Origin of the sequence: Psychrobacter fulvigenes, from assembly GCF_904846155.1 — a bacterium.
GTDB lineage: Bacteria > Pseudomonadota > Gammaproteobacteria > Pseudomonadales > Moraxellaceae > Psychrobacter > Psychrobacter fulvigenes.
In genome coordinates this window covers 2,152,031-2,174,951 of record NZ_CAJGZP010000001.1, presented here as the reverse complement: position 1 = coordinate 2,174,951, position 22,921 = coordinate 2,152,031, and the positions used below count along the sequence as shown (strand labels likewise).

16 protein-coding genes and 1 pseudogene are annotated in these 22,921 nt (G+C 43.9%); 2 read left to right on the top strand and 15 right to left on the bottom strand.

The window, feature by feature from the left end; genetic code table 11:
• Positions 1–405 precede the first annotated feature (405 nt).
• Positions 406–1,248, bottom strand: coding sequence for a Nif3-like dinuclear metal center hexameric protein (locus JMX03_RS09225; RefSeq protein WP_201596327.1), 843 nt, complete (start codon positions 1,246–1,248; stop codon positions 406–408).
• A 335-nt stretch (positions 1,249–1,583) separates the two neighbouring features.
• Between JMX03_RS09225 and JMX03_RS09220 the strand changes: the two genes are divergently transcribed.
• On the top strand, positions 1,584–2,906 hold the full coding sequence (locus JMX03_RS09220) for a S1C family serine protease (RefSeq protein ID WP_201596325.1): 1,323 nt from the start codon (positions 1,584–1,586) through the stop codon (positions 2,904–2,906).
• An 80-nt stretch (positions 2,907–2,986) separates the two neighbouring features.
• On the opposite strand, the pseudogene JMX03_RS09215 reads toward JMX03_RS09220, so the two are convergent.
• The 14 genes and pseudogenes from JMX03_RS09215 to JMX03_RS09150 all read right to left on the bottom strand — a co-directional run.
• A pseudogene (locus tag JMX03_RS09215) lies at positions 2,987–3,835 on the bottom strand (IS3 family transposase); the annotation flags it as partial.
• On the bottom strand, positions 3,820–4,338 hold the full coding sequence (locus JMX03_RS09210) for a helix-turn-helix domain-containing protein (protein WP_201596322.1): 519 nt from the start codon (positions 4,336–4,338) through the stop codon (positions 3,820–3,822). The pseudogene JMX03_RS09215 and the gene JMX03_RS09210, both read right to left, overlap by 16 nt.
• A gap of 90 nt (positions 4,339–4,428) precedes the next feature.
• Positions 4,429–4,695, bottom strand: a complete 267-nt coding sequence (yfaE, locus tag JMX03_RS09205; RefSeq protein ID WP_201574353.1) for a class I ribonucleotide reductase maintenance protein YfaE — start codon at positions 4,693–4,695, stop codon at positions 4,429–4,431.
• Between the two features lie 140 nt (positions 4,696–4,835).
• Positions 4,836–5,969 (bottom strand): class Ia ribonucleoside-diphosphate reductase subunit beta, encoded by a 1,134-nt coding sequence (gene nrdB / locus JMX03_RS09200; RefSeq protein ID WP_201574354.1) that lies wholly within the window; start codon positions 5,967–5,969, stop codon positions 4,836–4,838.
• A gap of 101 nt (positions 5,970–6,070) precedes the next feature.
• The gene (locus JMX03_RS09195; protein ID WP_201596320.1) at positions 6,071–6,445 is read right to left on the bottom strand and encodes a hypothetical protein; all 375 of its coding nucleotides are present in this window, start codon (positions 6,443–6,445) and stop codon (positions 6,071–6,073) included.
• 469 nt (positions 6,446–6,914) lie between these two features.
• A complete protein-coding gene (locus tag JMX03_RS09190; protein ID WP_201596319.1) occupies positions 6,915–7,571 on the bottom strand; it encodes a hypothetical protein in 657 nt (218 codons plus the stop codon).
• 234 nt (positions 7,572–7,805) lie between these two features.
• Positions 7,806–9,302, bottom strand: coding sequence for a hypothetical protein (locus JMX03_RS09185; RefSeq protein ID WP_201596317.1), 1,497 nt, complete (start codon positions 9,300–9,302; stop codon positions 7,806–7,808).
• A 158-nt stretch (positions 9,303–9,460) separates the two neighbouring features.
• Positions 9,461–11,737 carry a class 1a ribonucleoside-diphosphate reductase subunit alpha gene (gene nrdA / locus JMX03_RS09180; protein WP_201596315.1) on the bottom strand — a complete coding sequence of 759 codons (2,277 nt, stop codon included), beginning with the start codon at positions 11,735–11,737 and terminating at the stop codon, positions 9,461–9,463.
• 523 nt (positions 11,738–12,260) lie between these two features.
• On the bottom strand, positions 12,261–12,656 hold the full coding sequence (locus JMX03_RS09175) for a YbeD family protein (RefSeq protein ID WP_201596313.1): 396 nt from the start codon (positions 12,654–12,656) through the stop codon (positions 12,261–12,263).
• Positions 12,657–13,175: 519 nt separating this feature from the next.
• Positions 13,176–13,874 carry a class I SAM-dependent DNA methyltransferase gene (locus tag JMX03_RS09170; RefSeq protein ID WP_201596311.1) on the bottom strand — a complete coding sequence of 233 codons (699 nt, stop codon included), beginning with the start codon at positions 13,872–13,874 and terminating at the stop codon, positions 13,176–13,178.
• Between the two features lie 55 nt (positions 13,875–13,929).
• Positions 13,930–14,577, bottom strand: a complete 648-nt coding sequence (tenA, locus tag JMX03_RS09165; protein WP_201596309.1) for a thiaminase II — start codon at positions 14,575–14,577, stop codon at positions 13,930–13,932.
• Between the two features lie 486 nt (positions 14,578–15,063).
• On the bottom strand, positions 15,064–16,947 hold the full coding sequence (gene rpoD, locus JMX03_RS09160; protein ID WP_201596307.1) for an RNA polymerase sigma factor RpoD: 1,884 nt from the start codon (positions 16,945–16,947) through the stop codon (positions 15,064–15,066).
• Between the two features lie 643 nt (positions 16,948–17,590).
• Positions 17,591–19,756, bottom strand: a complete 2,166-nt coding sequence (locus tag JMX03_RS09155; RefSeq protein WP_201596305.1) for a DNA primase — start codon at positions 19,754–19,756, stop codon at positions 17,591–17,593.
• Between the two features lie 170 nt (positions 19,757–19,926).
• The gene (locus JMX03_RS09150) at positions 19,927–21,144 is read right to left on the bottom strand and encodes an outer membrane protein assembly factor BamD (RefSeq protein WP_201596303.1); all 1,218 of its coding nucleotides are present in this window, start codon (positions 21,142–21,144) and stop codon (positions 19,927–19,929) included.
• A gap of 509 nt (positions 21,145–21,653) precedes the next feature.
• Between JMX03_RS09150 and JMX03_RS09145 the strand changes: the two genes are divergently transcribed.
• On the top strand, positions 21,654–22,889 hold the full coding sequence (locus JMX03_RS09145; RefSeq protein ID WP_227695569.1) for an RluA family pseudouridine synthase: 1,236 nt from the start codon (positions 21,654–21,656) through the stop codon (positions 22,887–22,889).
• Positions 22,890–22,921: the final 32 nt, after the last annotated feature.

The following is a 22,921-nucleotide window of genomic DNA, read 5'->3' as shown; positions in this document are numbered from 1 at the left end:
ATCTCTTAGTAATATCTCAACCAAAACGATATTGAGTGCGATATTACTATTAAGCTATCACTCAGCAATGCCGATAAACAGCAGAACTTATGAAATGTCATTTGGGTGTACATATGATGCACATTCATAAGGCCGTACTGTCAATGTATTGCAATGTTAAATGAAGGACGCAGTATCGTACCCGCCATTTAACACCATAACCGGAGGCTGTAATAAATGGGACGTTTCATGACAAAACGCGGTTTTACAATTAAACTATATGTGGCTAGTCGCTATAATATTCAATAAAACTTACTATAAGTTAAGTTGATTTAATAAAAAGCCTGCAAAAATTAACAGAATAACCATGTTTATTTGGCAAAAAACAGGCGCGTATGATAGCACAGTTGCCCAAATTAGTCTTTTTTAGGCTGGGTTATCAATGTCAATAAAGGTAACCGGTAGCCCAAATTGCTCAGCCACCAATGCGCCCAACGCCTGAATGCCCCCGCGTTCTGTCGCATGATGACCGCAAGCAAAGTAGTCAATACCAAGCTCACGCGCACTGTGTGTGGTGCGCTCAGATATCTCACCAGAGATATAAGCATCACAGCCCATCGCCGCCGCTTGCTCAATCATGTCTTGGGCGCCGCCAGTGCAGATGCCCACACGCTCAATCATTCTTGCAGCGGTGCCAGTGGTCTGCTTTGATTGGTCATCAGCAGGATAGTCATAATTACCTGAAATATGTAGCGGCACGCGGCCTAATGCTTGAGTAATCGTATGAATCAGGGTTTCAGCAGTTTGCGGGGTACAAACCGCGACATTGCCGACAGGGTGGGATTCGTGAGGGTAGAGCGCGCCCGTAATCGTCATGCCTAGCATCTCAGCAAGCTTGGCGTTATTACCGATGACAGGATGGGCATCTAGCGGCAAGTGATAGCCAATCATGGAGATACCGTGTTGCATCAATTTACGAATGCGCCGACCTTTCATGCCTGTGATAGGCTCAGGCTCACCTTTCCAGAAGTAACCATGATGCACCATGATGGCATCGGCGTTGTCCGCTATGGCTGCATCGATTAAGGCTTCGCAAGCCGTCACGCCCGTGACAATGCGCTTGATCGGCTGTCCGCCATCGACTTGCAGTCCATTAGGGGCATAGTCTTTGAAGGCATCGGTAGAGAGATAATCATCGCAAAATTGCGTCAAAGCTTGTACGGTAATCGCTGTATTGGATGGTTCGGTCAAATTATCTTTAGCTGTCATGGTGTGTCCTTATAGTGTTAATTAAGAGAGTTATTTCAATTGGTCAAGCAAGTGCACAAAAAAATGCCATTGGTTAATTTTATCAATAGGTTTTTATGACAATCATTCTAGCATGATGTTGTAAATGAGGAGATAAACCCCATAACTGAAAAGGTACACGATACGTTACTATTTTATTGTGTGGGCAGTTATAATTTACAGACGTGAGCCTGTCTATTAGACAGCACCTGACTTGTTGTGCGCTTTGTGCGCTCATTTATAGCAACTATTTGATAATAACCGTCTTACCGTATTTACCACTGTCTGTCCGTAGCAAATTTATAGAGGTTTTTTATATGTCGTCATCTCCAAACACCAACGACAAGGCAACTTTTTGGAAGTGGTTACCTTGGGTCTTACTGCTGGTAGTGATTGCTGGGTTTGTTTGGCTGTTCATGAGTATGAAAACGCCATCAGAGGCGACATGGGAGCCACCAAGAACCTCAGTGGAGCAGCAGCTACCCGAACCAGTATCTGACGCGCCAGAGCCTATCGCGTCTTATCATGATGCGGTCGCGCGTGCTTCGCAGTCGGTGGTCAATATATATACGACACAGCTAATGGCTGAGCATCCTTATATGGATGACCCTGTGTTGCGCCGTTTCTTTGAATTCCACGGTGGGCCGTCGCAAGGCAATGGCAATACCAACCTTGGCTCTGGAGTCATCGTCTCAGAGGATGGTTACATCGTTACCAATGCGCATGTGATCGAAAAGGCTGATGAGATCACGGTTTCTTTTAATGATGGCCGTAAGAGCCGCGCTACCGTTGTCGGTACCGACCCTGACAGTGACTTGGCGGTGATTAAAGTTGAGATGACGGGACTGACGCCACTAGGTTTTCGTGAAAACCCTATCCGTGTAGGCGACTTAGCACTGGCCATTGGTAATCCATTTGGGGTCGGGCAGACCGTCACTCAGGGTATCATCTCAGCGACAGGCCGTACTGGACTGGGTGTCAATAAGTTTGAGGACTTCATCCAGACTGATGCTGCCATTAACCCAGGCAACTCAGGTGGTGCGCTGGTCGATGCCAGTGGCGAGCTGGTTGGTATTAATACGGTGATATTCTCGCGCTCAGGCGGCTCGATGGGCATCGGCTTTGCGATTCCTACCGCCATCGTCGAGCAGGTGATGAATGCGCTGATCAAAGACGGGCGTGTCAGCCGTGGCTGGTTAGGTATTGAAATCCAATCACAGCTACGAGATCCGACGCGTCTTGAGACCTCAACGGGCGTGGAAGTGCTCAATGTGGTCAACCAAGGACCTGCGGACAAAAGCGGATTACAGGTGGGTGATATTATCTTGACGATTGATGGTGTTGAGATGACGGATGCTAATACGCTTATCCAATACGTCGCGCGTAAGCCGCCAAATACTGAGCTAAATACTCAGATATTGCGTAATGGCAAAAACGGACAGGTCAAAGTATTGCTAGAAGAGCGTCCAACCCAAGAAGCCGTTGAGACGCCAGAGCTCTTCCATGATGGTCGCCTAGGTGGTCAAGGCGATGATCCGCATCTGGACAACCCAGATGCGCCGATGATGTCGGAAGAGGAGCGCAACCGTCTGCGTGAGGAGCTGATGAAGCTGTTTGATAGTGAAGGCTTGCCTCAGTAATTCTCAATAAGCGAGACGAATAAAAACCCGCCATCTTACATTTAAGATGGACTGACCCCCTAAACTTGGACGGTTTAAGTTTACAACAAGGACTGAGTTCTGTATTTTACGGGACTCAGTCCTTTTAGTTTAAGCTGAATTCTTTCATGATTATAGTAATGAATATACTCATGAATCTGTTGTTCTAACGCTTCAATAGTTTCTGGTTTCTCAATATAAATCGTCTCACACTTTAGCGTACCGAAGAAGCCTTCCATCAATGCATTATCTAAGCAGTTGCCTTTTCGGCTCATGCTTTGCTTAATGTTATTCTCTTTAAGCGCATTCGCAAACGGTTTCATCTGATAGTGCCACCCTTGATCCGAGTGCAGCGTTAGCTCCTCCTTATGCTTGCGCTTTGATGGTATGCCTTTAACCGCCAGCTCAAGCATCTGTTTCACTAAGTCATATACCGGTCGTCTTGAGAGCGTATAGCTAATAATCTCATTGTTATAGCAATCCAGTATAGGAGACAAGTACAACTTGTCCTCACCGACCTTAAACTCAGTAATGTCAGTAAGCCATCTGCGGTTGGGCGCTTTCGCTCTGAACCTACGTTTAACTCTATTCTTAGCAATGACGCCGCACTGTCCTTTATAAGATTGATACTTCTGTCGTCTGACTCTCGCGGTAAGTTTAAGCTCACTCATAAGCCGTGCGATGAGCTTATGGTTATACCTTAACCCTTCACTCTTAAGTGTTTGAGTGATTCTACGATAGCCATATCGACCTTTATGGTGATGATAGATGTCACTGATACGCTGTTTAAGATCGGCATGCTTATCATCAGCTTTTAATGCATGTACATGATAGTAAAAGCTGCTTCTTGCTATACCTGCAATGAGTAGTAGTAAAGCGAGCGGATGCTGATCTCTTAGTCCTTTGACGAGCCTTGCTTTGTCTGGTTGGCTTTCCTCTCTTTGAGCAAGGCATCGAGCTTTTTTAGATAAGCGTTCTCCGCGCGTAGATACTCATTCTCGCGTTTGATCTCTTCTATACTCTTTTCATGGTCAGGTTTGTCAGTGAGATAAGGATGCTTCACAGTGGATCGTCCTTTGACTTTAGCAGTTAAGCCTAGCATACCATGACGGGCATAGGCTGTGCGCCATACACTAATCAGTGCAGGTGAGCTAATGTTAAACCTCAAAGCGGCTTGTGATTGACTTAAACCTTCACCTGCCATTGTGGTCAGGACTTGAAGCTTGAACTCACGACTGTAGATGGCTTTGCCAGTTTTAGGTTTGATTGCAAGTATACCGTCTTTTAAATACTGGTTGACCCACTTAAAAACATCTTTATCATTAATATTAAAATGCTTTGCGGTAGCAAGGCCTGAGTGTCCTTGTTGATAATAGGCTATCACCCTTAGTTTAAAGTCGATGTCATACTTCATAAAATAACCCTCATAAGTTGTGTCCAACTTATGGGGGTCAGTTCAAGATGGCGGGTTTTTTATGCTTGATTCAATTCAAAACTGACTGCATCAATCAGTAATAGGCTCATGATTGATATGAATCACACCCTGTACACGGCAGCAGCAAGGCAATATCTCATCCTCTTCAATCATCGCTAGCGGCGGGAATGGATAATCAACAGGATGAGAGCTGGTGATACAGCGCACGCGGCAGCTGCCACAGTAGCCTTCTTTGCACTGATAATCTATGTCATGGCCGGTACGCAGCAGCCCATCGAGCAGACTCTCATCGTCATGCAAGTAGAACTTTTTTTTACTGGTTTTTACCCAAGTCATAATCAATCCTGTACTGCTATTTTACAGTTAACCTTATAAGTAATACGACAATTACTAACGATTATCAATGATGATTAATAGTTATTAATCATCATTGAATGTCAAAAACCCATTACAGTTCACGCTCTATAACGTGAGCCTTATAGCTCAAAGTCATCAAAGTCGCTGTTTGATAAGTCAGAGTCAATCTGACCGACCAAGTACGAGCTGATCTCCGTCTCTTGCGGCGCGACTTGCACGTTGTCAGACGACAACCAAGTATTGATCCACGGAATCGGGTTAGACTTCGAGTTCGGGAATGCTGCTGGCAAGCCAACTGCTTCCATACGTAAGTTGGTGATGTACTCAATATACTGGCAGAGAATGTCTTTATTCAGACCAATCATCGAGCCGTCTTTAAACAAATAGCTTGCCCATTCTTTTTCTTGTTCGGCAGCGCTGGTAAAGATCGCTAGGCTCTCTTCGTAGCATTCTTTGGCAATCTCTACCATCTCTGGATCGTCTTTGCCATTGCGCATTAGATTGAGCATGTGCTGTGTACCGGTGCAATGTAGCGCTTCATCACGAGCAATCAGCTTAATGATCTTGGCGTTACCTTCCATCAGTTTGCGCTCTGCAAAGGCAAATGAGCAGGCAAAGGACACATAAAAGCGAATGGCTTCTAGGACGTTGACCGCCATGATGCACAAATACAGCTGCTTTTTTAGAGTTTTTAAATCGACCGTGACCTCTTTGCCATTGACTGTATGAGTGCCCGCGCCATAGAGGTTGAACAGTTGCGAGTTGTAATATAAGTCGTCGTAGTATTTTGCAATATCAGACGCACGCTCTAGGATGTGCTCGTTTTGCATGATGTCATCAAAGACTATACCTGGATCATTGACGATATTACGAATGATATGGGTATAGCTGCGCGAGTGAATGGTCTCAGAGAATGTCCATGTCTCAATCCACGTCTCAAGCTCAGGGATAGACACCAGCGGCAATAGCACCACGTTTGGACTACGACCTTGGATAGAGTCGAGTAGGGTCTGATATTTTAGGTTACTGATAAAGATATGCTGCTCGTGCGAGGACAGGTTGCCGTAGTCGATACGGTCGCGTGAGACATCGACTTCTTCTGGACGCCAAAAGAACGATAACTGCTTTTCAATCAGTTGCTCAAAGATAGGGTGCTTTTGTTGGTCATAGCGGGCGACGTTGACGGGCTGACCAAAGAACATCGGCTCTTTTAGCGCGTCATTTGGGTTTTGAGAAAAAACTGAATAAGTCATTGTTCTACCTTTATAAGTTTTTTGGTGGTTAATTTAAGTTTGGAATAGGGCTCTAATATCTAAGCAAAACTGCGTATAGGCGCTATCTTATAGACTGTGTGTTACAGATTCTCCAAAGATATCTGTGTCGGTGTTTCTTTATCATTGAATCCATCATTGAGATAGGCTTTGAATATTTCGCTGAGCTCCGTATCATCCAATGCAGCCAGTTCATCGACAGTGCTCTTACGCAGTGTACCCACATTCTGGTCTTGTGGTTCTTTTGACGCTTGTGCTTTGGGCTGCTTCTTTAGTTGTTTTTTTGCGACTGCTTTTTTGGGCTCTGCTGTGTTAGGTGCTGCGCTTGCGTTTAATTGCTGACGAACGTCTTCGATGTTCATTTCTACTTGTACGATGTGCGAGCCGCCATCATTTAGGTCGGAAAATACGTTGGGGATAAATAAACCACCGTCTTTGATGATTGCGGTATATTGCACGTCTATGACCTCCGTCGTTTTTATTCTTTATGTGTCTTAATTATAGCGATAAAGCTAAAGTATTTTTAGTGAATCGTATCAATATTAAGTAGCCAATCCCGCCTACCGCTTGTATCTGCTTTGCCGCTGGCGTGCAGTCTATCGTGTCTGACCGCATTCCTGTTGTCTCGATACTACGTTCAGCCACCGACTGCATCGCCATCGTCGTCAGCAGGATACCGCTATAGTCGGGGCTAAGGAGCCTAGTTTAGTTCTCGCTTACGCCTCTTAACAACATAAAAGATTATGGTTGAGCTATAGGGTGCGCCTCGCGCACCATCATGCTTCAATATCTTCGGTGCGCGGGGCGCACCCTACATCACGAGCTAACATAAGCTATAAAGTTGGATATGTTTTTGCGTAGGCTGGGTTTTTAACCCAGCATCTTACTCTTGCAAGGTTAAAAACCCAGCCTACAACACTAGCTACTTTATCTAGCATCTTCAACAGTGGCTTCAATATCTGTATGATTGCTTAAATAATCAATAACTTTTTCTGCGGATACTACCTCCATACGACCTTTTAGAAAAGCTACCATTCCTATTGATGCTGCTAAAAAGTATATGAAATACATAATAAGTAGGACGATGTAATCCGTTGTAGGGTTTAGCAATATATTCCTTATAATAAAAACTATAAAAAATACCATAACAATAGTGAGAAAAACGAATAACCAAAAAAATATTCCAAATATGCGCTTAATCAAAATGTCATGTTTATCTATTTTTACTATAAGCCCATCTTTATTATTAGATAAATGGCTAATAGCTAGTTTTACTGTACGTACAGTAATTGCACCCTGAGAATGTTCAATTAATTTATTTATACTCTGTATCAAATAATAATCAGCTCGGATATTAAGATTTCTAAAATAGAGGTCTGTCTCCCTTTTTTGATTTAATAGCTTCTGACTAGACTCGCTTAAGCTATCGTCATTTATAGCATCAATAATAGCTCTTTCTTTCGTTCTTTTTACATAGTTGATCGCGTCAAGATACTTCGGTAATAGCGGTGTTAGGACTATTAATCCAATAATCAGTAACCCTACAATACCGTATTCAAGTAGTTGGTTTACTAAAGTATCCATAACTTATCTTCTTAAGAACTTGTTAACTATTTAGCCGAAACCTAAACATCAGGATAAGCACTTAGATTATATATTTAAAATCGTTGGGTTAAGCTTATGCTAACCCAGCCTACAACAACCGCTACGATCTAAAGGTAGGTTGGTGTCGAGGAAGTAGACCCAACGAATTATTCAATTAAAAGTGTTGGGTGTTGCAAGTTCCACCCAACCTACACTTACTAATCTAGTATAAGTCTATTCACTTTTCAATTTGGTTGGAAATTTCTCAATAGCTTTGTCTACTGTTCTTTCAATTAAACTAGTTAGTGGCAGACTGCCACCATGTTTTTTATCAAGAGTAAGTGAAGCGTTATTTGATATAGTGTCTATTGCTGATTTTAGTAATTTTTCCATTAAGGGTTCTTTTGCTTCATCTCCAAGCTCTTCTATTTGAATTTTAAAACTTTGATATGATTTAGCTAAAGCCTCTTTATGTGCGTACTCTTGTTTAAGTCTCTCTGCTTCGCTCCTTCGTCTAGAGGCAAAAACTGCTATCCAAACTATTGGAATAATAATGGGTAGTCGATATACTAAGAAAGTACCAATATCTTTAAAACTGTTAAATTCTATAGTACTAGATGATAAAAATATGAAAGATAAGACTGATAGTATTATTATTGAACCAAAGAAGATCCATGTATTATACTTAATAGGTTTATCATATGAATTGCTAAGAGTATGGTAAGCACTCGATAATCCAGCTGAAGTTGCACCTGGTAATAAACTTTCTATTTGATCGTTAAGAGCATCATATTTTTGTTTCTGTAAAGGTTCAAACTCTATTAACTCCTTCCTACTAGACTCGATATCCGACTTTAAGCCAATAGACTCTCCATCAACGCTACCGTATATGTCCTGATGAAATACCTTAATTTCATTTATTTTGTCTTTTAATTTCTCATAAGCAACAGAGGAGTCATTTCGCAACTTTTGTATTATATCTCCAGCAGACACTATCTCTTGCCTTATAGATTTTTCATCGGTTATTAAAGTACGATAAAAAATATCGATTTCGTTTGATTTTCTAGTTATCTGTTCATTTAAGAAATTCCACTTGTCTTTTAGTGGCTGATCGTCGATCCCTACAAAATATTGTTCATTAAGTCTTTGAAATTCATTATCAATTTTAGAAATTGAATTAAGCTTATTTGAAGCCTGATTTAGTAAACTTTCTTGAGTTTGAATAAAATTAGAACTTCTTGCCTTGAATTCTTCTAGTAACTTACTAAACTTGTGCTGTTGTAAAGCTAAATCATTTTCAATAGATGCCAAACGGTTAGTTTTAAAGTCACAGTATGGAGCTAATATTTTAATTAGCTCATCTGTATATAAGTTCAGTTGTTTGAAAATTTCTAAAGTACCAACATGGCTTCTGTTCTCTAAAAGATCGTAGTTGTCACTATGTTCTAAGAGATTGGAAATACTTGCCATTAAATTTTTAGCTTCTTTCCAGTGATCTAGAGGAACTAGATTATAGTCCATATTTCTTAATCCAGAACTTAGCTTATAGTAGACGTTCTCTAGTCTATTTAATTCATCAGTATGATTTTTAATTAAACGAACAGAAACTTTTTTCTCGTCTTTTAAGTTTTCGTATAAACGATATGAATGAGATTTTAGTTTTTCTATTTCTGTACTAATCTTTTCTAACTCATCTCTAGTTTCATCATATAATTTATTCCAACGATTCATTTTACTAATTCCTCGAATAGTACCGATTTGAAATTTTTAAAAACTAGAAAACTCACTAAAAAGATATTTGATTTAAGGGTTTAAAATCAGCGAGCCTAACCAAAAAGCCAAGCCCACCATCCGCTAGAAATTCTATTTAAAGGATTTCTCTTGCAACCCTAAATCTTACAAGCCCCGCCAGCACAATCATCTTCCATATCCGCTTGGGCATCGTTCGCACCATCACGCGTGTTGTGATAATACAAAGTCTTCACGCCAAGCTTATAAGCAGTTAACAAGTCTTTTAGCAATACCTTCATCGGTACACGCTGACCTTCAAAGCGCGTTGGGTCATAGTTGGTATTGGCCGAGATACTTTGATCGACGAACTTCTGCATGATGGCGACCAGCTTTAGGTAACCGTCATTGTTTGGCATTTGCCATAGCAGCTCGTATTGACCACGCAGCTTGTCAATTTCAGGCACCACTTGCTTAAGGATACCGTCTTTTGACGCTTTGATAGATACCAGACCACGTGGTGGCTCGATACCATTAGTCGCGTTGGCAATCTGACTAGAAGTTTCAGACGGCATCAAGGCGGTTAGGGTAGAGTTACGCAGACCGTGCTCGGTAATCTCGCCACGTAGCGTTTCCCAATCTAAATGCAGCGGCTCTTGGCAGATGGCATCCAAGTCTTTCTTATAGGTATCGATTGGCAAGATACCTTGTGAGTAGGTCGTCTCATTAAACGCAGGGCAAGCGCCTTGCTCTTTTGCCAGTTTGTTTGAGGCTTTTAAGAGATAGAGTTGCAGCGCTTCAAAGGTTTGATGCGTCAGACCTAGGGCACTGTCGTCTGAATAGCGCACACCATTCTTGGCGAGGTAATACGCGTAGTTGATGACGCCAACACCTAGGGTACGGCGACGCATACTGCCATTTTCAGCGGCTTTGACGGGATAGTCCTGATAGTCGAGTAGGGCGTCGAGCGCACGCACGATGAGCTCGGCTGGCTCTTCGATATCGCTGACGTTGTCGATCTTACCCAAGTTGACCGCTGATAGCGTACAAAGAGCAATCTCGCCTGTTTCGTCATTGATGTTGTCGAGTGGTTTAGTCGGTAGCGCAATCTCCATACAGAGGTTTGATTGGCGAATCGGTGCAACTGTAGGGTCAAACGGGCTATGGGTGTTGCAATGGTCGACGTTTTGGATATAGATACGACCGGTGCTGGCACGCTCTTGCATCATTAGGCTAAACAGCTCTGCTGCAGGTACTTGACGGCTACGAATGCTTGGATCATTTTCGTACTTGGTGTATAGCTCTTCAAAGGTGTCTTGATCTTCAAAGAACGCATCATACAAGCCAGGTACGTCAGAAGGTGAGAACAGGCTGATGTCTTGCCCTTTGATCAGACGCGTATACATGGTTTTGTTTAACTGTACGCCGTAGTCCATGTGACGCACACGGTTGTCTTCGACGCCGCGGTTGTTTTTGAGTACCAATAACGACTCAACTTCTAAATGCCACAGTGGGTAAAACAGCGTCGCCGCACCACCACGCACGCCGCCTTGTGAGCAGCATTTCACTGCCGTTTGGAACAGCTTATAAAAGGGGATACAACCCGTATGCTGCGCTTCACCGCCACGGATAGGGCTACCAAGGGCGCGGATACGGCCAGCGTTGATGCCGATACCAGCACGCTGTGACACATAACGCACGATGGCGCTGGTGGTGGCGTTGATAGAGTCTAGGCTATCACCGCACTCAATCAAGACGCAGGAGCTAAACTGACGCGATGGCGTACGCACGCCTGACATGATAGGTGTTGGCAAGGAAATCTTGAACTGTGAGGTGGCGTCATAGAAGCGTTTGACATAGCTCATGCGTTCAGCTTTATCATAGTTGGCAAACAGACACATACCCACCAGCATGTATAAGAACTGCGGGCTCTCATAAACGGTCTTGCTGACACGGTCCTGTACGAGGTATTTACCCGCCATCTGCTCAACAGCAGCGTAGGCGAGGTTCATATCGCGCCAATGGTCGAGATAAGCTTCTAACTCATCAAACTCTGCACGGCTGTAGTCAGCCAAGATATGCTCATCGTATTTGCCTGATTCGGTCAGCTTGGTCACATGATCAAACAGATGCGGCGGGGTAAAACGATTGTAGGCAATTTTACGCAGATGGAAAATGGCCAGACGCGCAGCCAGATACTGATAGTCAGGCGTGTCTTCAGAGATGAGGTCAGCGGCTGACTTGATGATGGTCTCGTGAATGTCACGGGTCTTGATGCCTTCGTAAAACTGAATGTGTGACTTTAGCTCAACTTGTGACACGGAGACATTATCCAAACCATCCGCTGCCCACTCGATTACCTTATGAATCTTATCTAAATCAATAGGCTCTAATCGTCCGTCACGTTTGGTCACTTTGATTTTATCGATATGTGTCATGCTGTCCTCTATTGTTGATAGCTAGTTATTATCTTGCGTAGACAAATCAAGCAAGTATTTTTGTCACGTTATACAGTATGGTCTTGCAAGCCTAGGTTTTTTTAGGCAAAAGATGACATCTACTCGTAGTGATGGTTAATATCACTGAGCACTATATATAGCGTGTTTTTTGTTAAGTAGACACAATATAGCGGGAAATTTTTGAAAAAGCTATATTGATTTTATAGTGGATATATGTTGTTGTAGGTATTAATGGGGTTTGGATTTGAGCAAAGGACGATGGTATAAGGGTTAGGCGAGAATGGCAAAAATAATAAAATATTTTGTAAAAAATGGGTTGCAATTCTCGTTTTGTCATCTGATAAATGACTGAGCCTTAACCGTCAATATAATGCTGACTACAGCGCGGCTGATTGTACCTGAGACCGCAAAAAATCGCCACCCATATGGATGACGATTGAGGATATTGTCAGCGATTGTACTTCCAATATTTTGCGCTTAAAGATAAATTGGACTCGTTATATTAAACCACCATACGTACCGTCTTGGCACTCTCAAGTGCGGCATACAGCTCGTTCACTTGCTCAACAGCAGTTAAGTGTAGGTTGACACGGACTGAATGAAAGCGGCCTGTTTTGGAAGGCTTGACTTGCATAGAGGCCAAATCAAACTTTGGAAACTGACTACCAAGAATCAGCTTCAATTCATTGAGCAGACTCTCATGCTCACCTTCGTGACCGATGATGCTCATCGGGTAGTCCATTGGGAACTCCCACAGCTCTGGATTCTGCACATTAGTTTTTTTACCCTTCAAGATACCGTCGTTGGCAACTAGCTCTGTGACTTTGACATCTCTTTTGGGCGCTTGATCTTGATTGCTGTGGTTTTGGTTGCTGGTGTCTCTTGGGTCATCACTCATGATGGCATCCTTATTTTTTATTGAAATATGGGCTTTAACATTAGGGTCTATTGAACATTCAAATATTAGGACTGCTGATCGCTATAATCGCTCCAAACTAGGCGCAAGCCGACGATAATGTCGAGACCTTAGCTAGGGTTGCAACACTGTTTGGAGTGATTCTAGCATCAGCCCTTCGGGGCAGGGCTATTTTTTGCTAATACATGGCGAAATTGTTTAACCTAGAATGACTAGGCCTCAAAAATTTCACTGCGTATTACCTAAAAAATAGCTACTGCCAGTACCACATTTAAATGTTCAATAGACCCTACTACCAAAAAAGTCAAAGAGCTGAGATTTGCTCAGCTCTTTCATGGATCTAAAGCTTTGGATGGATAGCTTTGTTAATGCCTGTCGCTCTGTTCACTATATATAGTGGCAGTTGGGTGGTTATTCAAGTGCTGGGATGACGATGGCGACGTGTGATTGCTTAATATAAAGCATGATAAGTATGAGCAATGATAACTACAAGTAAGCGACTTATCTTTTATACCCACAAACCGCCACATAGTCACCGCGATCATAGCCTTCGACGACTTCTTGGACTTTGTCATTGGCATACATCGGGTGCGTCAGTAAGGTCTGGGCATACTCAAAATCAACAAAGCCATTGGCTTGCATCAGGGCGGTTTTTTCATCAGTGGTGCGCCAGTTTGCTGATTTCACCAGTTCAATAGGATAAGGGTCAGCAGGGGAGATGTGCGCAAGTAGCGGATGCTCCCAAGTATCGACGGCGCTCGCCAAGTTATACAGACTGGCAAAGCCGCTTTCTTTTGGGACATCGATAAGGATGAGCTTGCCGCCAGTTTTTAGAGCGTCAAATGCCTTTTTTATACAGATATCCAGGTCACTGATATAGCTGACACTGCCGTTAAACATGATGATGTCAAAGGTATTAGGCGCAATCTCGCAGGTTTCGGCAGGGCTGATATCTACTTTTAATCCGCGCTTCTCAGCGACTGCTGCCATGTCTTTTGAAGGCTCGATACCATGGGTAATATGGATATCGTAATCCTTTGCTAGTAGCGACTCAAACAGGCCACTACCGCAGCCGATAGACAATATCTCACTATCTTTGTCCAAAAAATGCGCGACCAGTTTTAGCTCGCTGGTGAGTAAGTTTTGATTATCAAAAAACCAGCTGTCGTAGGCGCTTGCGTGTTCATCAAATGCTGCCATGGTGTTTCTCCTTAAGTAGTGGGTTAAGTTAGATATTTATTTATAAAAAATATGGCTATGACAGATCCAACGCTTGCTGCCAAAAATTGACCTCCATACGCGCAGCGGTGTCAAATAGCTGTTGGAACTTGTCTGCCTGAGCAGGGCTGGCCTCTGCTAAGAGCGCATCAATCTGTGCTTCGTTTTGCGCGGTAATCGCTTGGAACTCATCACTAGAAAACACATCAATCCATGGCTGGTAAGGATTGCCCGCGATAAAGCCCTCGGCTTTGATGCGTTTGCCAATTTCTCCATAGCCCATCAAGCAAGGGGCAATAGCGGCGTACAGCTCAGCCAGTGAGCCTGACATTGCAGCGTCTAATATATAGCGGCTATAGGCGATGGTTGCGGCAGATTCAGCAGCGCCCTCTACCTGCGCAAGTGGTATGTCCCATTGGCGACAGAAGTCCAAATACATGCCAATCTCCATATCGAGCATGGCGTTGATACCTGCTTGACCCACGCGCATTTGTGCCAATGTGTCACTTTTATACACGCTCAACGCCATCACGCGGGTATAGTGAATCAGATATAAATAGTCTTGCACGAGGTAGTGGCGAAAGCTGTCAGAGGCGAGCGTGCCAGCGGCCAGCTGTTTGACAAAATCATGCTGAATGTAGTCATCCCATGACGGGCAGTTGTGACGTAGTGTTTGGTAGTTCATGGTTTTCACTTACTGTTATAAAGTGCAAGTAAGCAAAGGGTAGGAGACGAGAAGTGAGCAGACACAAAAAACTTACCAGCTTATGTGAATAAACCGGCAAGAATTACTTAGCAATATATGCTTAAGAGAGGTGCTGCAAAATGTCACGCTTGTTTCCTACGTCAGTGCTAACTGCATCAGGTTCGCGGGTAACTCTCAGCCATGATTTTAGATTTCAATAGACTTAATAATTACGGTCTATAAACGAAATCTAAAATCAAAGCACCCCGACAAGGTTTTTTAGAAATATATATAAAATGAGTTCGAGCTGCTATTATTCAAGCAGTCGAGCCATATGATAGACGAACTCAGTCATCATTAGCAAGTCATGTTCAAGGAACCATCAGCAATGGCTATCTGACAAGCATAATTCAGGCACAAAAAAAGCTGAGACATGCTCAGCTTTTTTGATTTGATTTTAAGAATGTTTATATACGTTTAGATAAATCAGTCATTCTCAAGGAAAGAGCGCAGGTGCTCAGAACGTGACGGATGACGTAACTTACGCAACGCTTTTGCCTCGATCTGACGGATACGTTCACGCGTCACATCGAACTGCTTGCCGACCTCTTCAAGCGTATGATCGGTTGGCATATCGATACCGAAACGCATTTTTAGCACACGCGCTTCACGCTCAGTTAAGTTGCCAAGTACATCACGAGTCGCTTCGCGCAGACCAGCTGCCGTCGCATCGTCCACAGGGCTTGAGATAGTACCATCTTCGATGAAATCGCCTAGATGCGAGTCTTCATCATCACCGATTGGCGTCTCCATAGAGATAGGCTCTTTGGCAATCTTCAGTACTTTACGCACTTTGACTTCGTCCATCTCTAAGCGTTCGCCCAATTCCTCAGGCGTAGGCTCGCGTCCCATCTCTTGTAAGAGCTGACGTGAGACGCGGTTTATTTTGTTAATGGTCTCAATCATATGTACCGGAATACGAATGGTACGTGCTTGGTCAGCGATAGAGCGGGTAATCGCCTGACGAATCCACCATGTGGCATAGGTTGAGAATTTATAACCACGGCGATATTCAAACTTATCGACCGCTTTCATCAGACCAATGTTACCTTCTTGGATTAAGTCCAAGAACTGTAAACCACGGTTGGTATACTTTTTGGCGATAGAAATAACTAGGCGTAAGTTGGCTTCGACCATCTCTTTTTTGGCGCGGCGGGCTTTGGCTTCACCAACAGCCATACGGCGAGCGACGTCCTTCATATCACGAATGTCCATGTCGAGTCTTTGCTCGTAATCAAGGATTTTACGCTGTAGGAGGATGACGTCATCAATGACTTTTTCTAAATGTTCAGCGAAGGCAGGCTTGCCTTTTAGACGCTCGGTGAGCCAATCAACGTTGGTTTCATTGCTTGGGAAGGTTTTGCGGAACTCTGAACGCGGCATACGACCACGGCGAATCACCAAACGCATAATCTGACGCTCTTGTTTACGCACATCATCATAGACATCGTGCATAATCGCCATTACTTGATCAGACATACGGTTGTTGAGCTTGAGCAGCATAAAGCGGCTGGCAAGTTGCTCATAAGCTTCATTTGCTTGCTCGCTACCGCGGCCATATTCAGCCAAAGCTTTTTTTGCTTTGATAAATAAATGCTCGATCTCTTCGAGGCGCATACGCACTTCTTCAGGATCAATACCGCCTGTTTCTTCTTCTTCCTCTTCGACTTCTTCCTCTTCGACTTCTTCTTCTTCGTCTTCATCATCAACGTCTTTAGCCTTTGCATTGGCTTTTGGCTTGATGACAGGGACTTTCTCTTCTTTTTCAGCGGCTTTGTCCGTATCTTCTTCAAGATCTAAAAAGCCTGTGATGACATCGGCAAGCTTTTTTTCACCGTCTAATACACGCTGATATTCATCTAAAATAAACTGTACCGTACCTGGCCAATAAGCCATGGCATGCTGCACATCGCGGATACCTTCCTCGATACGCTTGGCAATGACAATCTCACCTTCACGGGTCAACAAATCAACGGTACCCATTTCACGCATATACATACGCACAGGGTCGGTGGTACGACCAGGCTCAGTCTCTACAGAGGCAAGTACCGCTGCGGCTTCATCCGCTGCCATGTCGTCGTCACTTGATTCGTCGTTCATCAAAATGTCATCAGCATCAGGCGCTGATTCAAAGATTTTGATACCGACGTCTGTCAACATCTGGACGATGTCTTCGATCTGATCACTTTCTGTGATGGATTCGGGCAGTTGGTCATTCACCTCAGCATAGGTAAGATACCCTTGCTCTTTACCCATTTGAATTAAGGTGGCCAGTTGCGAGGTGGACTTAGAAATGGACTTATCGTTCATAAATACTCACTTACTTGCGTCGGACATTTCCGTGATATGACGTGCCAGCGCTTGCTCGGTGCGTGGATCCAATCAGTCGATTGATCACAAAAAGGCGTAGGGGATGTCAATGATAACGAAAATGAGTTGATATGAATAAAGGCTCAAAAAACTACAATAAAATTACGAAATAAAAATATTATTAAATAAATAAAATAGTTACTAAGCAAAAAATTATTAAATACCCTAAATGCTTTTAAAAACAGATCATATAATTATCAATAAATTCTGGACGTACTAGGACGTGTCCTCAATCTGAACGATTGCATCTAAATGGACTAAAAATGGCTAAATTTTGCCAAACGACGTCAAATAACTGGCTAGTATCCCGATATTATCTGCGTTATTTTCCTTGTTTGACTTCAATTTATCTCATTTTTATCATCATTTTCAAAATGAGGACACGCCCTAAGCTGCTGGAAAATAGCAACTAATATAAAACAGCGGCATAGTTTAACACAGACCGCAGCTATCGAGCACAGTGCAGCCATACTGTTATGGTTTATATGGCTAAATATTTCATTATTAGTATATGTATGCCATATCCATAAACAATGGGGGCAATAGGCGATGTTTTAAAGGGCTGCCACTTTATTAATACAAATTAAGATTGAACGGTCACCATTTGTGCTGATTGCTCGGCTTGCTGTGCGCGTAGCCAGTCATCTAAGCGCTGTGCTTGTTTTCTGACAATAGCCAGTTTGATATGGTCAGGGTTTTTAATCAACTCTTGCATCTTTTTTTGCATAAGTAGCTTCAGCAGTTGCAAGACTAAGTTTTCAATCAGCTCATCAAGGCTTAAAATGTTTCTAGCTGTCAATGTTTTATAAAACCCACTCCAACTGCGGCTCAGGTTTTCTTGAGTGATAGGCTGCACATTGGACATAATGAAATGCGCAGCGGCGTTGACATCTGCTGGCAAGTACGCAAGACAGCGTTTGATAGTACTGACCACATCTAATAGTGCCACATCCTGTAGATCTTCCCAAGCGAGTGGCCGAAAAGCATCCGTCGCTGCTCTTTGTTTGATATGAGCGGGCAAGTCTATGCGGTCAATACCAGCCCGTTGCCAGATATCCTCGATAGGGTCTTCTCGTAAGCTGCGCGGTTGAAACAAAAAGCACAGCTGCAATTGCTGACTGATGGTCATGTCACCATCAAAATCTAGCAGTGCGTCTTTGGCCTCGACATTTTGGCTGCGTCTGCCACCAAGCTTTTGGTAAATGTCGTTATTGAGCAGATAGCGAAAACTACTGCCTTTGGGTAATGACATGGTCAGGTTGCGTACTTGTGACATCAGCTTGGCTTTGCCTTCTGCCAAAGACAAATCATGACGCTCACTTAGATAGGCAAAAATATACTGTGATAGTGGCATGGCGTTGGTGATTTGCTCGCGCATGGCCTCGCTACCGTTAGCCTTGATAAAGGTGTCAGGATCATGGCCGTTGGGCAGAGTCAAAAACCGCAGTTCTTTATCATCACTCAGCACAGGCAGGGCAACTTCAAGCGTACGCCAAGCGGCTTTTTGTCCAGCGCTGTCGCCATCGAAGCTCAACGTTAATGTAGGGTTCAGCGTTAATAAGCGCGAGATCTGACTTTCATTAATCGCTGTACCCATCGATGCGACCGCCCCATAAATACCTGCTTGGTATAAGGCGATGACATCCATGTAGCCTTCTACGACCAACCAGCGGTCTGCGCGCTGTTGGCGAGATTCATAATAGCCGTACAGGACGTGCTGCTTATGAAAAATAGGTGAATCTGAGGAGTTAATGTACTTGGGTTTTACCTCATCATCGAGCGCCCGACCACCGAAACCAATGGTGCGGCCCTGATTGTCACGAATCGGGAAGATGACACGATCACGCAGCAGGTCATAATCGCGTCCAGACTCTGATTGGCGCACCAAACCTAAAGCTTTGAGCCCTTCAATATCTTGTGGGAATTGATGCTCAAGATGCTGCCAACCATAGGGCGCATAGCCAAGACCAAACGCCTCAAAGATCTCTTCAGTAATGCCGCGCGCGACAAAGTAATGCTTGGCATGCGGATGTGTCGTCAAGTTATGCTGATAAAACTGCTGAATTTGTTCTAATAACTCATATAGATTGCCATCTTGCTCAGCGTTGCCATTATCGCCATGCAATACCATACCATCGTCTGTATCTGACGGCCATGCTGGCGGATAGCTACTATCACCTTCATCATAATATGGCTGGGCATAAGCGTCATTATCGTAAGGAGCAGCATCATAAAGAGCTTGAGGCGGTAAGTCATCATAACCACTGCTATAGATATCGCTATATGGGTTACCATAATCATTATTACCTTGATTATGATAGTCGGGTGGTATGTCTGCTGAGGACTCAGGTCTCGCTGTAATGGGCTGTACTTTTGTGCTTGCCGCTGCGGGCTTTGCTACTGGCTGGCTGACTGGTTTTTGTTTAGTACGCTGATAGCTAACGTTTCGTTGCTCATCCTTTGGTACTTCGATGCCAGTTTGCTTTGATAGCTCATTGACCGCTTCGATAAAAGTTAGGTTTTCATAATCGCGTAAAAAGCTAATGGCATTGCCGCCGACACTACAGCCAAAGCAGTGATAGATGTTTTTTTGTGGATTGACATAAAACGAGGGTGACTTTTCACCATGGAATGGACAGCAGCCTTTATATTCACTGCCTGCGCGTTTAAGCGTGGTATGACGACCAATGATACTGATGAGATCAGCTTGGCTATTTAATTGTTCGAGAATATGATTAGGGATGCTCATAGGTACAGACAGTTAACCACGGAATAAGATGACAGTTATTTTATTGATTTTATATTTATAGCACAAAAGCAGTTGAGTGGTGTAAATACAGGCAAATAAGGCCAACTATCATTATATAGTTGGCCTTATTGTTTGTGCTCGTATTATTTTTGCTCGTTTATCCAAGCCGCTTAGTTTGTTTCATCCATATCTGTCATATCAGTATCTGGATCAGATGGTGTCAAACGAATACGATCGAGGCCACTTTCATTAGGTAGCACGGTGCGGCGAGTAGGGTTGATATTTGGTAGATCAACAGCGGCTTCTTTTGCTGCCGCGCTCGCACTGCCTTGACCAGAAACTTGCTCGGTTGAGCTTTCAGGTAGACCTAGACCGATATTGATACCACGGCGCTGGGTAGGAGCACCCGCAGCAGGTGCCGCCATGTTATCAGCTGGTAGTTTCAGCTGAGATGCACCTCTCACCATCTGAGTTTTGGTCGCTCCAGTGTAATCCCCTGCACTCATAGACTCATCTTTTAAGCTGGCACGTCCAAGCTGGCCAAAGGTGAGCTTGTTTAACCACGAGCGGTCAGCCTTGGTAGACAGTCTGACACGGCCGTCACTGGTGAGCCAATTTGGATAGTTGATTTGCAGTAGCGTTTTATACTCTTTTGCTAAATCGGTCAGTCCTAGCTGTTGATGGCTATAGGCCAAGATAGCAATGGCTTCAGGGACTGCCTCACTAAGTGGATAGTACTGAAAGACCCACTTAGCACGGTTGACGGCAGCGACATGGGCTTGACGCTCAATGTACCAGTTAGCAGCCGTCAGCTCGCTTTGGGCAAACTGGTTATAGATAAAGGTCATACGCTGCGCCGCATCTGGCGCATAAGGGCTATTGGGGTATTTATTGATAAGCTCTTGGAAGTTGGCGAAGGCGATACGTAAGTAAGCTGTATCACGCTCAGCTTGATTGAGCTTAAATATCTTTAAGCCATCAGATGAGCCTTCCATATTGGCGACGCCGCGTACGTAATAAGCATAGCTGACTTGTGGGTTAGAAGGATATAGACTGATGAATCGATCGGCACTTGCGGCAGCCGTTTCGAAATTACCACTGGCATATTGCGCGTACATGATGTCAAGTAGCGCTTGTTCGGCGTATTGCCCAGTAGGATAAAAGGTGCGCAAATTGGTCAAGTCTTCAATGGACTGCGTATAGCGTCCTTTGTCAATCTGAGTGATGGCGTCACTATAGTAAGCTTGTTCGGACTTTTCGGCAGTTTCAACGGCATCGTCATCCTTGCCAGTCAGGTTTTTGAAAGTTTGACAGCCCACCAAGTTGATACTTAGGGCAAGCAGGGTCACCGATGATAGTTTGATAAACGTGTTGCCAACAGGGCGCATACTTCTTCTCCGACACAAAACGTGCAATAACAATAACGCTATCACACTATATAACAAGGTTGATGGTAAAAGACGACTTATCACAGCAGCAGAAAATATCTCTGCCGTAACTGAGCGTGGCTGTGCCATAGCATACAGCAAAACCTTGCCTACTTTATAGAATAACGTCTGCTTCGTCTATTTTTTGCGCACTATTGTATAAAAGTACAATAGTTGCTATAAAACTCAGCGCAACAAATTTTCAATAGTTTAGCATGAGCAACTTTAATGGGCGATGATAAATCCCGCCATTGCTGATAAATATACAGTAAATTACGGCAATGTTATATTACAGAGAGTTTCAAGCGCCTCCGTTTTTTAGTTGCTATCACGTAAAAACCTCAGGCAATCATCAATAATCTCGCGCAGATATATGATAGGAATTGTAGGGCTTCAGCGCGTGGCATGATACACTATGGCGATATTTAACAGACTTTTCACTTATGAATAATGTCACCTACGAACCTTCTATGAAAAATAATGCTATGAGCACAAACGTACCACCAAAACAGCAGTCAGATACTGAATTAACCGCGCAAGCGTTGCCTGCAGACGACGCTAATGATGCAAGTATCAATGAAAATATGATGACTGAAGATGAGTTAGCACTTGATGAGAGTGGTGAGGTTATAGACGATGAGCTGCTCGATGACGGTTTATTAGATGACGACGATGATGCCGAAGATTATGAAGAAGGCTATGAAAAAGATCATGAGGCGCCTAGTGCTGGGCAAGCGGTAGAGCAAGTGATCGATGTGTCGCATACCGTCACTGAAACAGAAGCTGGGCAGCGTATTGATAAGCTAGCTTCGATGGTTTTCACAGATTTTTCGCGTGCACAGCTGCAAACCTGGATTGGCGATGGTAGCTTGTTAAATAATGGCAGCACTCAAAAGCCGAAAAACCGTGTCAAAACTGGTGATGTGTTGCAGCTTTCGACGACGTTACAGCAGCACAGCGAAGATCAGCCAGAAAACATCGCTATCGATGTCGTCTACGAAGATGACGATGTATTGGTCATCAACAAGCCTGTGGGCATGGTCGTGCATCCTGGTGCTGGCAATCAGACAGGTACACTGGTCAATGCGCTGCTATATCATTATCCGCAGCAGTATCATTTGCCGCGTGCAGGTCTGGTACATCGTATTGACAAAGATACTTCGGGACTGTTGCTGATTGGTAAAACCAAACCTGCGCAAATGGCCTTAATGGCGCAGCTCAAAGATAAATCCGTCTATCGCCATTATCAGTGCGTGGTCGCAGGTGATCAAGCCAGTCTCAAGCGCCATCAAAGGATCGATGCACCTATCGGCCGTCATCGCAACCAACGTACCAAAATGACGGTAATGACGGCTGGACGTGATGCAGTGACGCATTTACTTGAGATTACGCCATTAAATGAAAACTACTGCCGCTTGGATGTGGGGCTTGAGACGGGGCGTACCCATCAGATTCGGGTGCATCTGAGCCATATCGGTTACCCGCTAGTAGGTGATCGTGTCTATGGTGGCCGCCGTCAACTGCGGGCAGGTCTCACAGAAGAGCAGCGCCAAACGATTAGCAACTTCCCGCGTCAGGCACTACATGCCTATGCGTTAGGGTTTGTACATCCGACTACAGGCGAAGATATCGAAGTCACCACACCTATCCCCGAAGATATGGAAAAGCTGATGGCGGTATTAAGTGACGGCTATTATGCAGAATAGAGCGACTACGATAATAAGCTATAATCATAAGC